The organism is Streptomyces sp. JLBG701 (genome assembly GCF_058544905.1).
In genome coordinates this window covers 7,637,379-7,652,787 of the sequence record NZ_CM178588.1, presented here as the reverse complement: position 1 = coordinate 7,652,787, position 15,409 = coordinate 7,637,379, and the positions used below count along the sequence as shown (strand labels likewise).

Genomic DNA, 15,409 nt, shown 5'->3' with positions numbered 1-15,409 from the left:
AACGTGTCCCAGTCCACCTGGCAGAAGTCGTCCTACTCCGGGTCGGGGGACAACAACTGCGTCGAACTCGCCGCAACCGACGACTCCCTCGCCCTCCGCGAAAGCGACACCCCCACCACCGTCCTCCACACCCACCGCCCCCAACTCGCCGCCCTCCTACGGCACATCAGGACTACGGAGACCCCCACCCCTTGACGGACACCGCCTCCCTCCTCGCCGCCTACGACAACGAGATGCGCGGCGCCCCTCCCACCCTGGCCGCCGGAGTGACGTACGAGCAGTACGGGCCGCTGGTGCGGATCACCGGATGGTCCCGCGGGTTCGTCGGGGCGACCGGTGACCTCGACGTCCAGGGCGATGAGCTGGACCGGCTCATCGCTCGCCAGCGCGAGTTCTTCGCCGCGCGCGGCGAAGCCGTGGAGTGGAAGACCTACGCACACGACGCCCCCGCCGACCTGCCGGACCGGCTCCGTGCCGCCGGATTCGTGCCCGAGGAGCGGGAGACGGTGGTGATCGGGCGCGCGGCCGAAATCGCCGTAGGAGAGCCCGTGCTGCCGGCGGGTGTGGCGCTGCGCCAAGTCACCGCCGAGGTCGACATGCGGCGGATCGCCGCCATGGAGTCGGCGGTCTGGGGCGACGACCGGAGCTGGCTCGTCGGTGAGCTCGTAGGTCAGGTCGCCGCCGCGCCCGACGAGATCGCTGTCTACGTCGCCGAGGTGGACGGGGAGGTGGTCTCCGCGGCCTGGCTGGTCTTCCGGGCGGGTTCGCCGTTCGCGAGTCTGTGGGGCGGCTCGACCCTCACCGAGTGGCGCGGCAAGGGCATCTACCGCGCCCTCGTCGCCACCCGCGCCGCACTCGCCGTAGCCCGCGGTGTCACGTATCTCCAGGTGGACGCCTCGGACGACAGCGCACCCATCCTCCAGCGGCTGGGCTTCCAGGCCGTGACCACGACGACCCCGTACGTCTGGTCGCCGCCCGGCGACTGACATCCGCGACCGATACCCGACCGGCCGCCGATTGCCACAGCACCGCAAGGACACTGCCACGATCCCGCAACGTCGTTCACAGGTAACCCCTGCACACTGCAAGCTGTTTCACAGGCTTTGAGGCCTGCAAACGGGGATTTAACGGGACTTGGGGAACGTGGATGAGTGAGAAGCAGCCGGGGCGGGGGCCCGCGCGGCGTGCGGTGATCGCGGGGGCGGCTGTGGTCGCTGCCGGGGCGGCGTATCCGTTGGTGGCCGGCGTGGTACGGGACGAGGGCGGCACGGCGACCGCGGAGGCGCCGCACACCGCCGCCCCCGCCGTCAGCCGGGCGCCGGTCACCACCCGCAGGTCGTCCCCGTCCCCCGCTCCGAGCCGTCGCGCCCGGGGCGACAACCGGCCCAACATCCTCTTCGTCCTCACCGACGACCAGCCCAAAGACACCGACTGGGCGCTCCCGCAGACCCTGGACTGGCTGCGCGGCGAAGGCGTCTCCTTCGAGCGGGCGCACGCCAACACCCCGCTCTGCGCGCCCTCCCGCGCCTCGATCATGTCGGGCCGCTACGCCCACAACCACGGCGTCCTCGACACCCGCCACCCCTACCACCTGGACCAACGCACCACTGTCCAGCGCCAGTTGCACGAGGCCGGCTACCGCACGGGCCTGTTCGGCAAGTACCTCAACTACTGGCACCCCGGCGACAACCCGCCCCACTTCGACGAGTGGCTGCTCCAGGAGCCCGTGGCCTATTACAACGGCCACTACAACGACAACGGGACCGTCCGGAACATCCCCGGCTACAACACCTCCGTCATCAAGGACCGCACCCTCGCGTTCATGGAGGACTCCCGGACGGACGACCGGCCGTGGTTCGCCTACGTCGCCACGCGCAGCGCGCATGAGGTGAACATCCCGGAGCGGAAGTACGCAGGCATCCGCGTCCCCGACTGGGAGGGCCGCCCGTCGGTCTTCGAGAGCGGGAAAGCCGACAAACCGCCTTTCCTGCGCTCGTCGCACCACTCCTTCGCCCAGGGAAAGGCCCTGCGCGCCCGGCAGTTGCGCACTCTGCTCTCCGTCGACGACGCGATGCGCGACTTCCGCGACAAGCTCCGCTCGCTCGGCCAACTCGACAACACCCTCGTGCTGTTCACCAGCGACCACGGCCTGTGCTGGGGCGACCACGGCTGGCTGCGCAAGTCGGTGCCGTACCGCCCGAGTCTGGAGGTCCCCTTCCACGTCTCCTGGCCGGCCGGCGGCCTCGGCAAGGGCACGACGGACGACCGCCTCACCGGCCATGTCGACATAGCGCCCACGTTCCTCGACGCGGCGGGCATCACCCCCGACACCCCGCACGACGGCCACTCCCTGCTCGGCAGCGGCGACCGCGACCACCTGCTCGCCGAGTGGTGGTGGAACCGCCAGGACAAGCAGCCGATCCACACCTGGGCGTCGTACATCGGCAAGAACGAGCAGTACACCGAGTACTACCGCGGCCGCCTCGACCGCAACGGCCGCCCCACGGGCACCGGCGAGATCCTCTTCCGCGAGTACTACGACCTCCGCAAGGACCCCTACCAACTGGTGAACCGCCTCCATGGGGCGACTCCCGCGCAGGAGAACCGACTCGGCATCCCGGAGCTGGCGAAACAACTGACGGCGGCCAGGAGTTCTTAGGGCCTGCCTGCCGGGAAGCCGGCCCGGTGCCACCGCCGCACAACCGGCCACGTCCCCACCCCGATCGCCAGGGCGAACACATGCCCCCAGTTCGTCATCGGGTCCGTGAACGCGATCAGGTCCTGCAGCACCATCCCGCCGAAGACCGCCAGCACCGGCCAGCGCAGCCACGGCCTGAGCAGGCCCGCCAATGCGCCGATGCTCGCGGCCACGCCGAAGCTGATGCCGTAGTCGAGGCGGTGGAGGGAGGTTTCGGGGAGGTGGCCCACCAACACCGCCAGCCCGATGGGGACTTCGGTGGCGAGGGTCGCCAGGACGTGGCCCAGGAGGAAGACGACGGCCGTGCGCGCACCCCCGATCCGCCGCTCAAGGGCGGTGAGGACGAGGAGGAAGGCGAGCGCGTACGGCGTCAGGATCCCGCCCGCGATCCACAGCGCGCTGGCCAGCAGCACCAGCACGGGTGTCCGCACGAGGTGAGCTACGTCCGTGCTGGAGCCCTGGAGGAGGGTGTGGACGAGGGTGGGGTCGGCGTACGTGGTGATGCGTGACGTGACGGCGAGTACGGCCGCGTAGCACAAGGTGAACGGCGTCGGGAGCAGGCGCCAGGGGTGGAGGCGTCGAGGGTGGGCGGGCGTCGCGGGGGACGTCTTAGCGCTGACCGGGCCGCGCTGCGTCGGTACGCCGTCCAGCAGGCCCGAGACCTCCGGGAGAGGCGCCGTCGAGGGCGACCGGGCGTCGGGCGTCGCAGTGCGTTCCACGGTGAGGCGCTCCTTCCCTTTCATCCCACCTTTCGGGGATCACGGGGGCGCTGTCTATGACCGGCGCCACGCGCGCGTGGATTCACAGCGACTTCCAAGCCGCCTCACACGTCCGACATGCCCCCGGGCAGCCCCGTCCCGTCCGTCGTGATCGAGCGCAGCAGCCGGTCCGCATACAGCCGAAAGCGGTCGACCATGTCGAAGCCCTTGGGGTCGAGCACCCACTGGATCTGGAAGCCGTCCATGACCGCGGCCGTCTCCTCCGCGAGCGCGACGACGTCCGTGCCCGGCTTCAACTCACCGCTGTCGACGGCTCGTTGGAGCGTCGCGGACATGAGCTCCACCAGCTCCGTGTAGCGCCGGACGAAGTAGGCGTGGGCCGGGTGTCCGGGGTCGCCGGCCTCGGCGGCGAGGACGTTGAACATGCGGGTGCGGCCGAGCCGGGCGGCGTTGTGCGCGGTGAGGTCGACCAGGTTCGCGTAGCAGTCGGCGGCCGTGCCGAAGTCCCCGGCGAAGAACTTCTCCTTGTCCTGCTCCTCGGTCCGCTCCAGGACCTGCACCAGCAGGTCCTCCTTGCTGCGGAAGTGGTGCAGCAGCCCACCCTGGGTGATCCCGACGTCCTTGGCGATGCGGGCCAGGGAGGAGGCGTGGAAGCCCCACTGGGCGAAGTGCTCGACGGCCGCGTCGAGGATGCGCAGGCGGCGCTCGTCGCCGACCGGGTAGGTGCCCCGGCCCGTGCCGTTTCCCAGCCTGCGGCGACCCTCTTTGCGCTCCATGTCGGCCACCATAACCGACCCGCGACCGGTGGTTACACGAGTCAATCACCCGCTTATTTCAAGCCTCGTGCAGCGTGATTCTGGCCACCCGCAAGAAACCTACTACCTACTCGGTTTTGCTGCTTTTCTGGGCGGGCCGGTGCGGCAAGGAAGCCGCCCCCGTCCCCAACTGGAGTGCCGCATGGCCGTGAGCCACGACGCCCCGCTCGACAAGACGACCTCCCCATCGTCGCCCGAGCTCCCCCAGCAGGCCGCCCCGGCCAAGCTGATCGTCACCCTCGCCTTCGCCCAGTTCGGCGCCTATCTCGCCGTCCTCACCCCGGTGATGGTCACCCTCGCCCTCCGGGTCAGCCAGATCGTCCCGGAGAACGGCCGCGGGTCCGCCCTCGGCCAGGTGCTCTCCGTCGGAGCGCTGCTCGCGATGCTGGGCAACCCCGTCTTCGGCGCCCTCTCCGACCGCACGACCAGCCGCTTCGGCCGCCGCCGCCCGTGGCTGATCGGCGGCATGACCGCCGGCGTCGCGGGCCTGCTGGTCGTCGCCCTCGGCGGCAACGTGCCGACGCTGATGCTCGGCTGGGCCCTCGCCCAGCTCGGCATCAACGCCACCCTGGCCGCGCTGACCTCCTGCATCCCGGACCTGATCCCGCCCCAACAGCAGGCCCGCGTCTCCGGGATCATCGGCATCACGACCTCCCTGTCGATGATCGGGGGCTCGGTGCTGGCCCAGGTCTTCAGCGGCTCGATGGCGCTCGCCTTCCTGGTGCCCGGCGTCATCGGCCTCGGCGCGGTCGCCCTGCTCGCCGTGACGATGCCGGACCGCCAGGCCCGGGCCGGTGCCTTCGAGCCGTACAGCGTCAAGGAGTTCGCCCGCAGCTTCTGGGTCAACCCGCGCAGGCACCCCGACTTCGCGTGGAACTTCGCCGGCCGCTTCCTGGTCTTCACCGGCGCCGCCTGCGTCACCAGCTACCAGGTGTACTTCCTGATGGACCGCCTCGGCTACGACGGCGACCAGGTCACCCGGAAGGTCCTCGTCGGCACCCTCGTCATGGTCGCCACCATCGCCGCGGGCTCCCTCCTCGGCGGCCAGCTCTCCGACCGCTCCGGCCGCCGCAAGCCGTACGTGCTGGGCTCCTCGCTCATCATGGCGCTCAGCCTGGCGATGATCGCCTCCGCGCAGGGCTTCGGAATGTACGTCGCCGCGCTGGCCGTCTTCGGCGCCGGCCAGGGCCTCTACCTGTCCGTCGACATGGCACTCGCCGCCGCGGTCCTCCCCAACCCCGACGAGTCCGCCAAGGACATGGGCGTCCTGAACATCGGCAACGCCCTCCCCCAGTCCCTCGTCCCCATCGTCGCCCCGTCCCTCCTCGCGATCGGCGGCGGCGGCAACTACGGCGCGCTGTTCCTCTTCGGCGCGGTCTCCGCCGTACTGGGCGCACTGGCCGTCCAGTTCGTCCGTTCCGTCAAGTAACCACACGTACAAGGGAATCCGGGATGACGACCCCCACGTACCGCGATCCGAACCGCCCCGTCGACGAGCGCGTCGAGGACCTGCTCGCCCGTATGACGCTGGAGGAGAAGGCCGGTCAGCTCTTCCACACCATGCTGACGATGAACCCTGATGGCTCGCTCGCCGAGGAGGGCGCGTTCCTCCAGTGCGGCACCACCGAGCTGGTCGTGGACCGCCATCTGACCCACTTCAACCTGCTGGGCCAGGGCGGGGTCCGCGAGATGGCCCAGTGGGTCAACCGCGTCCAGGAACTCGCGGCGAACACCCGGCTCGGCATCCCGGTCACCCTCTCCACCGACCCGCGCCACGCGTTCACCGACAACCCGGGCGCCTCCTTCAACTCCGGTGCGTTCTCGGCCTGGCCGGAGCCGCTGGGTTTGGCGGCGATCGGGGACGCGGAGCTGGTGGAGCGGTTCGCGGACACGGTCCGGCGCGAGTATCTGTCGGTCGGTTTCCGCGTCGCGCTGCACCCTCAGATCGACCTGGCGACCGAGCCGCGCTGGTCACGCCAGTCCGGCACGTTCGGCGCCGATGCCGACTTGAGTGGCGAGCTGGCGGCGGCGTACGTACGCGGTCTGCAGGGCCCCAGGCTCGGCCCCGAGTCGGTCGCCGCCATGGTCAAGCACTTCCCCGGCGGCGGTCCGCAGAAGGACGGCGAGGACCCGCACTTCGCGCACGGCAAGGAGCAGGTCTACCCGGGCGGTCTGCGCGAGCACCACCTGGCGCCGTTCGTCGCGGCCGTCGAGGCGGGCTGCTCGCAGATGATGCCGTACTACGGCCAGCCCGTCGGCACCGACTGGGAGGAGGTCGGCTTCGGCTTCAACAAGGACGTCCTGACCGGCCTGTTGCGCGAACGCCTCGGTTTCGACGGCATCATCTGCACCGACTGGGGCCTGCTCACCGACGCGGTCATCCTGGGCGAGCCCGCCGAGGCCCGCGCCTGGGGCGTCGAGCACCTCACCGTCGCCGAGCGCGCGGCGAAGGCCCTGGACGCGGGCACGGACCAGTTCGGCGGCGAGCAGTGCCCCGAGGTGATCGTGGAGCTGGTCCGCTCCGGCCGCGTCTCCGAGGAACGTATCGACATGTCCGTACGACGACTCCTGCGCGAGAAGTTCGTCCTCGGCCTCTTCGAGAACCCGTACGCCGATCCCGACAAGGCCGAGGAGACGGTCGGCGCAGCCGAGTTCACGGCCCTGGGTGAGGCCGCCCAGCGCAGTTCGCTCACCGTGCTGACCAACGACGCGCTGCTGCCGCTCCAGGGGCGGCCGAATCTCTACGTCCAGGGCGTGAGCGAGCAGACGGCCTCGGCGTACGGCAATCTCGTCGCCGACCCGGTGGACGCGGACGTGGCCGTCCTGCGGCTGCACACGCCGTACGAGCAGCGGCCCGGCGCCTTCGAGTCGTTCTTCCACGCGGGCTCGCTCGCCTTCCCGGAGGAGGAGTTGAAGGAGATCCTCGCGCTGCTGGACGCGGTGCCGACGCTGGTGTGCGTCAACCTCGAACGGCCCGCCGTACTCCCCGAGATCGCCGAGAAGGCGGCCGCCCTGGTCGCCGACTTCGGCGCCTCGGACGCCGCCCTGCTCGACGTAGCGTTCGGGCGGGCACGCGCGCGTGGCCGCCTGCCGTTCGAACTGCCCAGCTCCATGGCGGCCGTTGAGGCGTCCCGCCCGGACGTCCCGAACGACACCGAGAACCCGGTCTTCCGGTACGGGCACGGTCTGGACTTCTGAGGGCGTTTCTCCCGGGGTCCGGTCCGTGGGGGTCCGGGCCCCGGGTCACAATTCCGTCAACAAATCCTCGGCGAAGTGCCAGGATGGGCCGATGCCCACCACTTACGACATTCCCGAAGTCCTGGACCGTCGTGAGGGCCCGTACGGCGAGGTCGTCCTGCGCCGCCACGGCGAGTTGTTGCAGATCATCGCCAACGGCTGCTTCCTGATGGACACCTCCGACGGCCGCTCCGAGCGGCTGCTCGTCGACGCCGCCTACGACGCCCTGGACGGCCGCTCTGAGCCGAACCTGCTGATCGGAGGCCTGGGCGTCGGCTTCTCGCTCGCACATGCCGCGGCGGACCCGCGCTGGGGCGGCATCACGGTCGTGGAGCGCGAACGCGCCGTCATCGACTGGCATCTCGACGGACCGTTTTCCGCGTACTCCGGTGAGGCCCTCGCCGACCCGCGGACGAAAATCGTGGAAACGGACCTGATCAGCTACGTCAATGAGATTTCCGCCACTTACGACGCGCTGTGTCTCGACATCGACAACGGGCCCGGCTGGACCGTCACCGAGGACAACCGCGGGCTGTACTCACCGGCCGGACTGGCAAGCTGCGCAAGGGCGTTGAGACCCGGAGGGGTACTCGCCGTATGGGCGGCCAAGCCCTCTCCGGAATTTGAAGGAACCCTATGGAATGCCGGTTTCCAACAGGTGCGTACCGAAGAGATCCCCGTTGCCCGGGGCGTTCCGGACGTCGTGCACCTCGCCGTACGACCTGGATAGCCGAAGAACGGTCACTCCCCGTACTCTGCTTCCCTGACGCCGATCATTCAAGCGTCAATCGCAGTCATGCGCAGACGAGGAATCACCCCACATGGTTCCGGAAAGCACACTTCAGGGGCGGGCGATGGAGCAGACACACACCTCCCACAACGGCACGGCGGCGGCCACGCCAGGCGCGCAGAGGCGGGTCCTGGTGGTCGAGGACGACCCGACGATCGTCGACGCCATCGCGGCCCGCCTGCGCGCCGAGGGATTTCTCGTGCAAACCGCGGGCGACGGGCCGGCCGCCGTCGACACCGCCGAGGCCTGGCAGCCAGACCTGCTGATCCTCGACATCATGCTGCCCGGCTTCGACGGTCTGGAGGTCTGCCGTCGTGTGCAGGCCGCCCGTCCGGTGCCGGTGCTGATGCTCACGGCGCGGGACGACGAGACCGACATGCTGGTCGGGCTCGGCGTCGGCGCCGACGACTACATGACCAAGCCGTTCTCGATGCGCGAGCTGGCCGCGCGCGTCCACGTACTGCTGCGCAGGGTCGAGCGGGCCGTCGTGGCCGCCTCGACACCGCGCAGCGGCATCCTGCGGCTCGGCGAGCTGGAGATCGACCACGCACAGCGCAGGGTGCGGGTGCGCTCGGAGGACGTCCATCTGACGCCCACCGAGTTCGACCTGCTCGTGTGCCTGGCGAACACCCCGCGCGCGGTGCTCTCCCGTGAGCAGCTGCTCGCCGAGGTGTGGGACTGGGCGGACGCCTCCGGCACCCGCACGGTCGACAGCCACATCAAGGCGCTGCGCCGGAAGATCGGCGCCGAGCGGATCCGCACGGTGCACGGGGTCGGGTACGCACTGGAGACACCGACGCCATGAGCGGCGGGCCGCCCGTACGGAGAAGCCCCGGGGAGCCCTGGGGCGGCCTGCGCCCGTTCTCGATCAAGACCAAGCTGGGTGCGCTGGTCGTCATCTCGGTGCTGATCACCACCGGGCTGTCGATGATCGCGGTGCACACCAAGACGGAGCTGCGCTTCATCACGGTCTTCTCGATGATCGCCACACTGCTGATCACGCAGTTCGTGGCACTTTCACTCACCGCGCCGCTGGACGAGATGAACGCGGTCGCCCGGTCGATCTCGCACGGCGACTACACGCGCCGGGTCCGCGAGAACCGCCGGGACGAGCTGGGCGACCTGGCCCAGACCATCAACCGCATGGCCGACGACCTGGAGGCCCAGGACCGCCAGCGCAAGGAACTGGTGGCCAACGTCTCCCACGAGCTGCGCACGCCCATCGCGGGCCTGCGCGCGGTGCTGGAGAACGTGGTCGACGGTGTCTCGGCCGCCGACCCGGAGACCATGCGTACGGCCCTGAAGCAGACGGAGCGTCTTGGCCGCCTGGTCGAGACGCTCCTCGACCTGTCCCGCCTCGACAACGGCGTCGTACCGCTGCGCAGGCGCCGCTTCGAGGTGTGGCCGTACCTCTCGGGCGTGCTGAAGGAGGCCAACATGGTCTCCACCGCGCGCGCGGGCATCGCCTCGGGGTCCGGCAGCCACACGCGCACGGACGTCCATCTGCACCTCGACGTGTCCCCGCCGGAGCTGACCGCGCACGCGGACCCGGAGCGGATCCACCAGGTCGTGGCGAATCTCATCGACAACGCGGTAAAGCACAGCCCGCCGCACGGCCGCGTGACGGTGAAGGCGCGGCGCGGGACGCATCCCGAGTCGCTGGAGCTGGAGGTCCTGGACGAGGGTCCCGGTATCCCGCGCTCCGAGTGGCACCGGGTCTTCGAGCGGTTCAACCGGGGTGCCGTGAGCGCGCCGCACGGGCCGGGCAGCGACGGCGGCACGGGGCTCGGCCTCGCGATCGCCCGCTGGGCGGTGGATCTGCACGGTGGCGGGATCGGGGTGGCCGAATCCGAGCGGGGCTGCCGGATCCTCGTCACCCTTCCGGGACTTCCTTCCCTGCCAAGTTGACGTAAAGTTCGAACCGGAGCCACAAGATCCACGTGCGTCCGCGCTGACGGGCACGTGTGATCAGGCAGCGGCCTGCGCTTTTCGTGCGCCAGGTCCGGGTCGAGCCATCTCTCGCGCAGCGGAACCACGCTTGTTTCCCGCCATATCCACCCGCGAAACGCACTTTCCGATGTGACTTACACGACGATGGACCGGCCCGGCCTGACCTTCCCGGCCATGGGGGCGTAGCCTTTATTCCCGCTGTCCATCACCTTGTGAGAAGCGGAAGAGGGCGGTTGCCGCCGTGTCGCCACAGTCCCCCAGTAACTCGAGCATCTCGACCGACGACCAAGCCGGGAAGAACCCTGCTGCGGCGTTCGGACCCAACGAGTGGCTCGTCGACGAGATCTATCAGCAGTACCTCCAGGACCCGAATTCGGTAGACCGAGCCTGGTGGGACTTCTTCGCCGACTACAAGCCGGGTGTGGGTGCCGCCCCGGCTACGGCGGGTACTGCGGCCGCGGGGGCCGCAGAGACCACCACCATCGCCCAGGCGGCTCCCGCCGCTCCGGCTCCCGCCGCTCCCGTGGCCCCGGCGGCTCCCGCGCCCGCCCCGGCGGCTCCCCAGCCCGTGGCTGCTGCCCCGGCTCCGGCGCCCGCGCCCGCCAAGCCCGCCGCTGCCGCTCCGGCCGCCGCGAAGCCCAAGGCCGCGCCCGCCCCTGTGACGGCCGCCGGCCCGGAGTTCGTGACGCTGCGCGGCCCCGCCGCCGCGGTCGCGAAGAACATGAACGCCTCGATCGAGGTGCCCACGGCCACGTCCGTGCGCGCGGTCCCGGTGAAGCTGCTCTTCGACAACCGCATCGTCATCAACAACCACCTGAAGCGCGCCCGGGGCGGGAAGATCTCCTTCACCCACCTCATCGGCTATGCGATGGTGCAGGCCATCAAGGCCATGCCGTCGATGAACTACTCCTTCACGGAGAAGGACGGCAAGCCGACCCTGGTCAAGCCGGACCACGTCAACTTCGGTCTCGCCATCGACCTGGTGAAGCCCAACGGCGACCGCCAGCTCGTCGTCGCCGGCATCAAGAAGGCCGAGACGCTGAACTTCTTCGAGTTCTGGCAGGCCTACGAGGACATCGTCCGCCGCGCCCGCGACGGCAAGCTGACGATGGACGACTTCACCGGCGTCACGGTCTCCCTGACCAACCCGGGCGGCCTCGGCACCGTCCACTCCGTGCCCCGCCTGATGCCCGGACAGTCGGTCATCATGGGCGTCGGCTCGATGGACTACCCGGCGGAGTTCCAGGGCACCTCCCAGGACACCCTCAACAAGCTCGGCATCTCGAAGGTCATGACGCTCACGTCGACCTACGACCACCGGGTCATCCAGGGCGCAGCCTCCGGCGAGTTCCTGCGCGTCGTCGCGAACTACCTTCTCGGCGAGAACGGCTTCTACGACGACATCTTCGAGGCCCTGCGCATCCCCTACGAGCCGGTCCGCTGGCTCAAGGACATCGACGCCAGCCACGACGACGACGTCACGAAGGCCGCCCGCGTCTTCGAGCTGATCCACTCCTACCGGGTCCGCGGTCACGTCATGGCCGACACCGACCCGCTGGAGTACCGCCAGCGCAAGCACCCCGACCTCGACATCACCGAGCACGGGCTCACCCTGTGGGACCTGGAGCGCGAGTTCGCGGTCGGCGGCTTCGCGGGCAAGTCCCTGATGAAGCTGCGCGACATCCTCGGCGTGCTGCGCGACTCGTACTGCCGCACCACCGGCGTCGAGTTCATGCACATCCAGGACCCGAAGCAGCGCAAGTGGATCCAGGACCGCATCGAGCGCTCGCACTCCAAGCCGGAGCGCGAGGAGCAGCTGCGCATCCTGCGCCGCCTGAACGCGGCGGAGGCCTTCGAGACCTTCCTGCAGACGAAGTACGTAGGCCAGAAGCGCTTCTCGCTCGAAGGCGGCGAGTCGGTCATCCCGCTGCTCGACGCGGTCATCGACAGCGCGGCCGAGTCGCGCCTGGACGAGGTCGTCATCGGCATGGCCCACCGTGGCCGCCTGAACGTTCTCGCGAACATCGTCGGCAAGTCGTACGCCCAGATCTTCCGCGAGTTCGAGGGCAACCTCGACCCGAAGTCGATGCACGGCTCCGGCGACGTGAAGTACCACCTGGGCGCCCAGGGCACCTTCACCGGCCTGGACGGCGAGCAGATCAAGGTGTCGCTGGCCGCGAACCCGTCCCACCTGGAGACGGTCGACCCGATCATCGAGGGCATCGTCCGCGCCAAGCAGGACATCATCAACAAGGGCGGCACGGACTTCACGGTCCTGCCGGTCGCCCTGCACGGTGACGCGGCCTTCGCGGGCCAGGGCGTGGTGGCCGAGACCCTGAACATGTCGCAGCTGCGCGGCTACCGTACGGGCGGCACGGTCCACATCGTCATCAACAACCAGGTCGGCTTCACGGCCGCCCCGGAGTCGTCCCGCTCGTCGATGTACGCGACGGACGTGGCGCGCATGATCGAGGCCCCGATCTTCCACGTGAACGGCGACGACCCGGAGGCCGTGGTCCGTGTGGCCCGCCTGGCCTTCGAGTTCCGTCAGGCGTTCAACAAGGACGTCGTGATCGACCTCATCTGCTACCGCCGCCGCGGTCACAACGAGTCGGACAACCCGGCCTTCACCCAGCCGCTGATGTACGACCTGATCGACAAGAAGCGCTCGGTGCGCAAGCTGTACACCGAGTCCCTGATCGGTCGGGGCGACATCACCCTGGAAGAGGCCGAGCAGGCGCTCCAGGACTACCAGGGCCAGCTGGAGAAGGTGTTCACGGAGGTCCGCGAGGCGACGACGGCCCAGCCGGTCGCCGCCGACGGCACCGACCCGCAGGCCGGTTTCCCGGTCGCGGTGAACACCTCGATCTCCTCGGAGGTCGTCAAGCGGATCGCCGAGTCCCAGGTCAACATCCCCGACACCTTCCACGTGCACCCGCGTCTGCTGCCGCAGCTGCAGCGCCGCGCGGCGATGGTCGAGGACGGCACGATCGACTGGGGCATGGGCGAGACCCTGGCCATCGGTTCCCTCCTCCTGGAGGGCACCCACGTCCGCCTTTCCGGCCAGGACTCGCGCCGTGGCACCTTCGGCCAGCGTCACGCGGTCCTGATCGACCGGGAGACCGGCGCGGACCACACCCCGCTCCAGTACCTCGCCGAGGACCAGGGCCGCTACAACGTCTACGACTCCCTGCTCTCCGAGTACGCGGTCATGGGCTTCGAGTACGGCTACTCGCTGGCCCGCCCCGAGGCGCTCGTGATGTGGGAGGCGCAGTTCGGCGACTTCGTCAACGGCGCGCAGACGGTGGTCGACGAGTACATCTCGGCGGCCGAGCAGAAGTGGGGCCAGACGTCCGGCGTCACACTGCTCCTCCCCCACGGCTACGAGGGCCAGGGCCCGGACCACTCCTCGGCCCGAGTCGAGCGCTTCCTCCAGCTCTGCGCGCAGAACAACATGACGGTCGCGATGCCGACCCTCCCGTCGAACTACTTCCACCTCCTGCGGTGGCAGGTGCACAACCCGCACCACAAGCCGCTGGTGGTCTTCACCCCGAAGTCGATGCTGCGCCTCAAGGCCGCCGCGTCGAAGACGGAGGAGTTCACGACGGGCCAGTTCCGCCCGGTCATCGGCGACTCGACGGTGCCGGACCCGGCCGCGGTGCGCAAGGTCGTCTTCGTGACGGGCAAGCTGTACTACGACCTGGACGCCGAGCGCACCAAGCGCGGCAACACGGACACGGCGATCATCCGCATCGAGCGCCTCTACCCGCTGCCGGGTGCCGAGGTCCAGGCGGAGATCGCCAAGTACCCGAACGCCGAGAAGTACCTGTGGGCCCAGGAGGAGCCGGCGAACCAGGGCGCATGGCCCTTCATCGCCCTCAACCTGATCGACCACCTGGACCTGGCAGTCGGCGCGGACGTCCCGCACGGCGAGCGCCTGCGCCGGATCTCCCGCCCGCACGGCTCTTCGCCGGCGGTGGGTTCGGCCAAGCGCCACCAGGCGGAGCAGGAGCAGTTGGTGCGTGAGGTGTTCGAGGCGTAACCCCTCTCGCAGGCCGTACCTGACCGGGCCGCACCCCTCTCCAGGGGGTGCGGCCCGGCCGTTTCGGCGCACTTAAACTTGACGGCATGTACTTCACCGACCGAGGCATCGAAGAGCTGGAGAAGCGGCGCGGCGAGGAGGAAGTCACCTTCGAGTGGCTGGCCGAGCAGCTGCGTACGTTCGTCGACCTCAACCCCGACTTCGAGGTACCGGTGGAGCGGCTGGCGACCTGGCTGGCTCGGCTGGACGACGAGGACGACGAGTAGTTCCTACGACGGCGTCGGGGGCGTCAGTCGCGTGGGCGTGCCAGGTCGTACGTCAGGCCCAGGGCGCCGTGGGCCAGCAGTAGTGCCCCCGCCGTGAGCCAGCCCCCGCTGCGGCGTCGTAGGCCCCAGGCCGTGAGCGGGATACCGGCCGCCACCTGGGCCAGGGACAGAGCGCGGGCCTTCGGGCCGCCCGACCAGGGCATCCAGGGGCCGAGGCGGCTGTAGTCGACCGCGTCGAGTTCCGCGCGGACCGCTTCCCGCCAGCCGTGCCACTCGATCTGGCGGGCGTTCTGCTGGATGCGGGCGGCCTCGCGGAGGCGGTCGGCGGGTTCGCCGGGGGTGAGGCCGGTGGGGAGGGAGACTCCCGCGTGCGTGAGGACCGCGAGGAGGCCGCGCAGGCGGGCGCGGGCGTCGGCCGCGGAGTCCGGTTTCGTGAGCTGGTCGAGGGACTGCATGTCCAGGACCGGGTCGAGGCCCAGGCGGGCGGCGAAGGTGTGCATGGCCTCGTCCTCGCCGGCCGGGGTGCCGTTGGTCAGCCAGACATAGCCGACGGGGCGGCGGAATCCGGACGCGAGGGTGTAGCCGGCGCGGTCGGTGTCCCACCACAGGGCGAGAACGGGCCAGGAGGCGCCTACGGCTAGGGCGGTGGCCCATCCGGTGAGGACGCGGTCGACGGGCTCGCCACCCTCCAGCCGCCAGGGCTTGCCTTCCGGGACCAGGACGCTCCAGTCGTCGCCTGCCCGGGTGAGCAGCATGCGTTCGCGCAGCAGGTGGGCGGCGGGGGCGACGGAGTCGGGTGCCGCCCGGCAGAGCAGCAGGGCTCCGGGGGCGGGACCGGTGGTGGATCCGGCCCGGGACTGTTCCGTCGACATGGTCACACGCTAGGTCATTT

13 protein-coding genes are annotated in these 15,409 nt (G+C 69.9%); 10 read left to right on the top strand and 3 right to left on the bottom strand.

Translation table 11 applies throughout. The annotated features are described in order from the left end of the window. Positions 1-3 precede the first annotated feature (3 nt). The 3 genes from AC5DRG_RS35600 to AC5DRG_RS35590 all read left to right on the top strand — a co-directional run bounded on the left by AC5DRG_RS35600 (position 4) and on the right by AC5DRG_RS35590 (position 2,659). The gene (locus AC5DRG_RS35600) at positions 4-195 is read left to right on the top strand and encodes a DUF397 domain-containing protein (protein WP_491803711.1); all 192 of its coding nucleotides are present in this window, start codon (positions 4-6) and stop codon (positions 193-195) included. Then, a complete protein-coding gene (locus AC5DRG_RS35595) occupies positions 192-986 on the top strand; it encodes a GNAT family N-acetyltransferase (RefSeq protein ID WP_491803710.1) in 795 nt (264 codons plus the stop codon). The genes AC5DRG_RS35600 and AC5DRG_RS35595 overlap by 4 nt, the downstream gene beginning before the upstream one ends. A gap of 161 nt (positions 987-1,147) precedes the next feature. Next, complete coding sequence (locus AC5DRG_RS35590) at positions 1,148-2,659, top strand: sulfatase family protein (protein WP_491803709.1); 1,512 nt, start codon at positions 1,148-1,150, stop codon at positions 2,657-2,659. On the opposite strand, the gene AC5DRG_RS35585 is transcribed toward AC5DRG_RS35590, so the two are convergent. Further along, positions 2,656-3,441, bottom strand: a complete 786-nt coding sequence (locus AC5DRG_RS35585) for a rhomboid-like protein (protein WP_491803708.1) — start codon at positions 3,439-3,441, stop codon at positions 2,656-2,658. The two genes, AC5DRG_RS35590 and AC5DRG_RS35585, sit on opposite strands and share 4 nt — an antisense overlap. 80 nt (positions 3,442-3,521) lie before the next feature. Next, entirely contained in the window at positions 3,522-4,193 is a 672-nt protein-coding gene (locus AC5DRG_RS35580) for a TetR/AcrR family transcriptional regulator (RefSeq protein ID WP_491803707.1), read from the bottom strand. A 181-nt stretch (positions 4,194-4,374) separates the two neighbouring features. On the opposite strand from AC5DRG_RS35580, the gene AC5DRG_RS35575 reads away from it, so the two are divergent. The 7 genes from AC5DRG_RS35575 to AC5DRG_RS35545 all read left to right on the top strand — a co-directional run bounded on the left by AC5DRG_RS35575 (position 4,375) and on the right by AC5DRG_RS35545 (position 14,517). Then, on the top strand, positions 4,375-5,661 hold the full coding sequence (locus AC5DRG_RS35575; RefSeq protein ID WP_491803706.1) for an MFS transporter: 1,287 nt from the start codon (positions 4,375-4,377) through the stop codon (positions 5,659-5,661). Between the two features lie 23 nt (positions 5,662-5,684). Next, the gene (locus tag AC5DRG_RS35570) at positions 5,685-7,430 is read left to right on the top strand and encodes a glycoside hydrolase family 3 protein (RefSeq protein ID WP_491803704.1); all 1,746 of its coding nucleotides are present in this window, start codon (positions 5,685-5,687) and stop codon (positions 7,428-7,430) included. A gap of 91 nt (positions 7,431-7,521) precedes the next feature. Next, on the top strand, positions 7,522-8,199 hold the full coding sequence (locus AC5DRG_RS35565; protein WP_491803702.1) for a spermidine synthase family protein: 678 nt from the start codon (positions 7,522-7,524) through the stop codon (positions 8,197-8,199). Between the two features lie 124 nt (positions 8,200-8,323). Continuing rightward, complete coding sequence (locus tag AC5DRG_RS35560; RefSeq protein ID WP_491803701.1) at positions 8,324-9,064, top strand: response regulator transcription factor; 741 nt, start codon at positions 8,324-8,326, stop codon at positions 9,062-9,064. Then, a complete protein-coding gene (locus tag AC5DRG_RS35555; protein WP_491803699.1) occupies positions 9,061-10,167 on the top strand; it encodes a HAMP domain-containing sensor histidine kinase in 1,107 nt (368 codons plus the stop codon). The genes AC5DRG_RS35560 and AC5DRG_RS35555 overlap by 4 nt, the downstream gene beginning before the upstream one ends. A gap of 283 nt (positions 10,168-10,450) precedes the next feature. Beyond that, positions 10,451-14,251: a multifunctional oxoglutarate decarboxylase/oxoglutarate dehydrogenase thiamine pyrophosphate-binding subunit/dihydrolipoyllysine-residue succinyltransferase subunit gene (locus tag AC5DRG_RS35550; RefSeq protein WP_491803698.1), complete on the top strand. Its 3,801-nt coding sequence runs from the start codon at positions 10,451-10,453 to the stop codon at positions 14,249-14,251. 86 nt (positions 14,252-14,337) lie between these two features. Next, the gene (locus tag AC5DRG_RS35545; protein ID WP_003992906.1) at positions 14,338-14,517 is read left to right on the top strand and encodes a DUF6104 family protein; all 180 of its coding nucleotides are present in this window, start codon (positions 14,338-14,340) and stop codon (positions 14,515-14,517) included. Between the two features lie 23 nt (positions 14,518-14,540). On the opposite strand, the gene AC5DRG_RS35540 is transcribed toward AC5DRG_RS35545, so the two are convergent. Then, entirely contained in the window at positions 14,541-15,389 is an 849-nt protein-coding gene (locus AC5DRG_RS35540; protein WP_491803697.1) for a hypothetical protein, read from the bottom strand. Between the last annotated feature and the right edge of the window lie 20 nt (positions 15,390-15,409).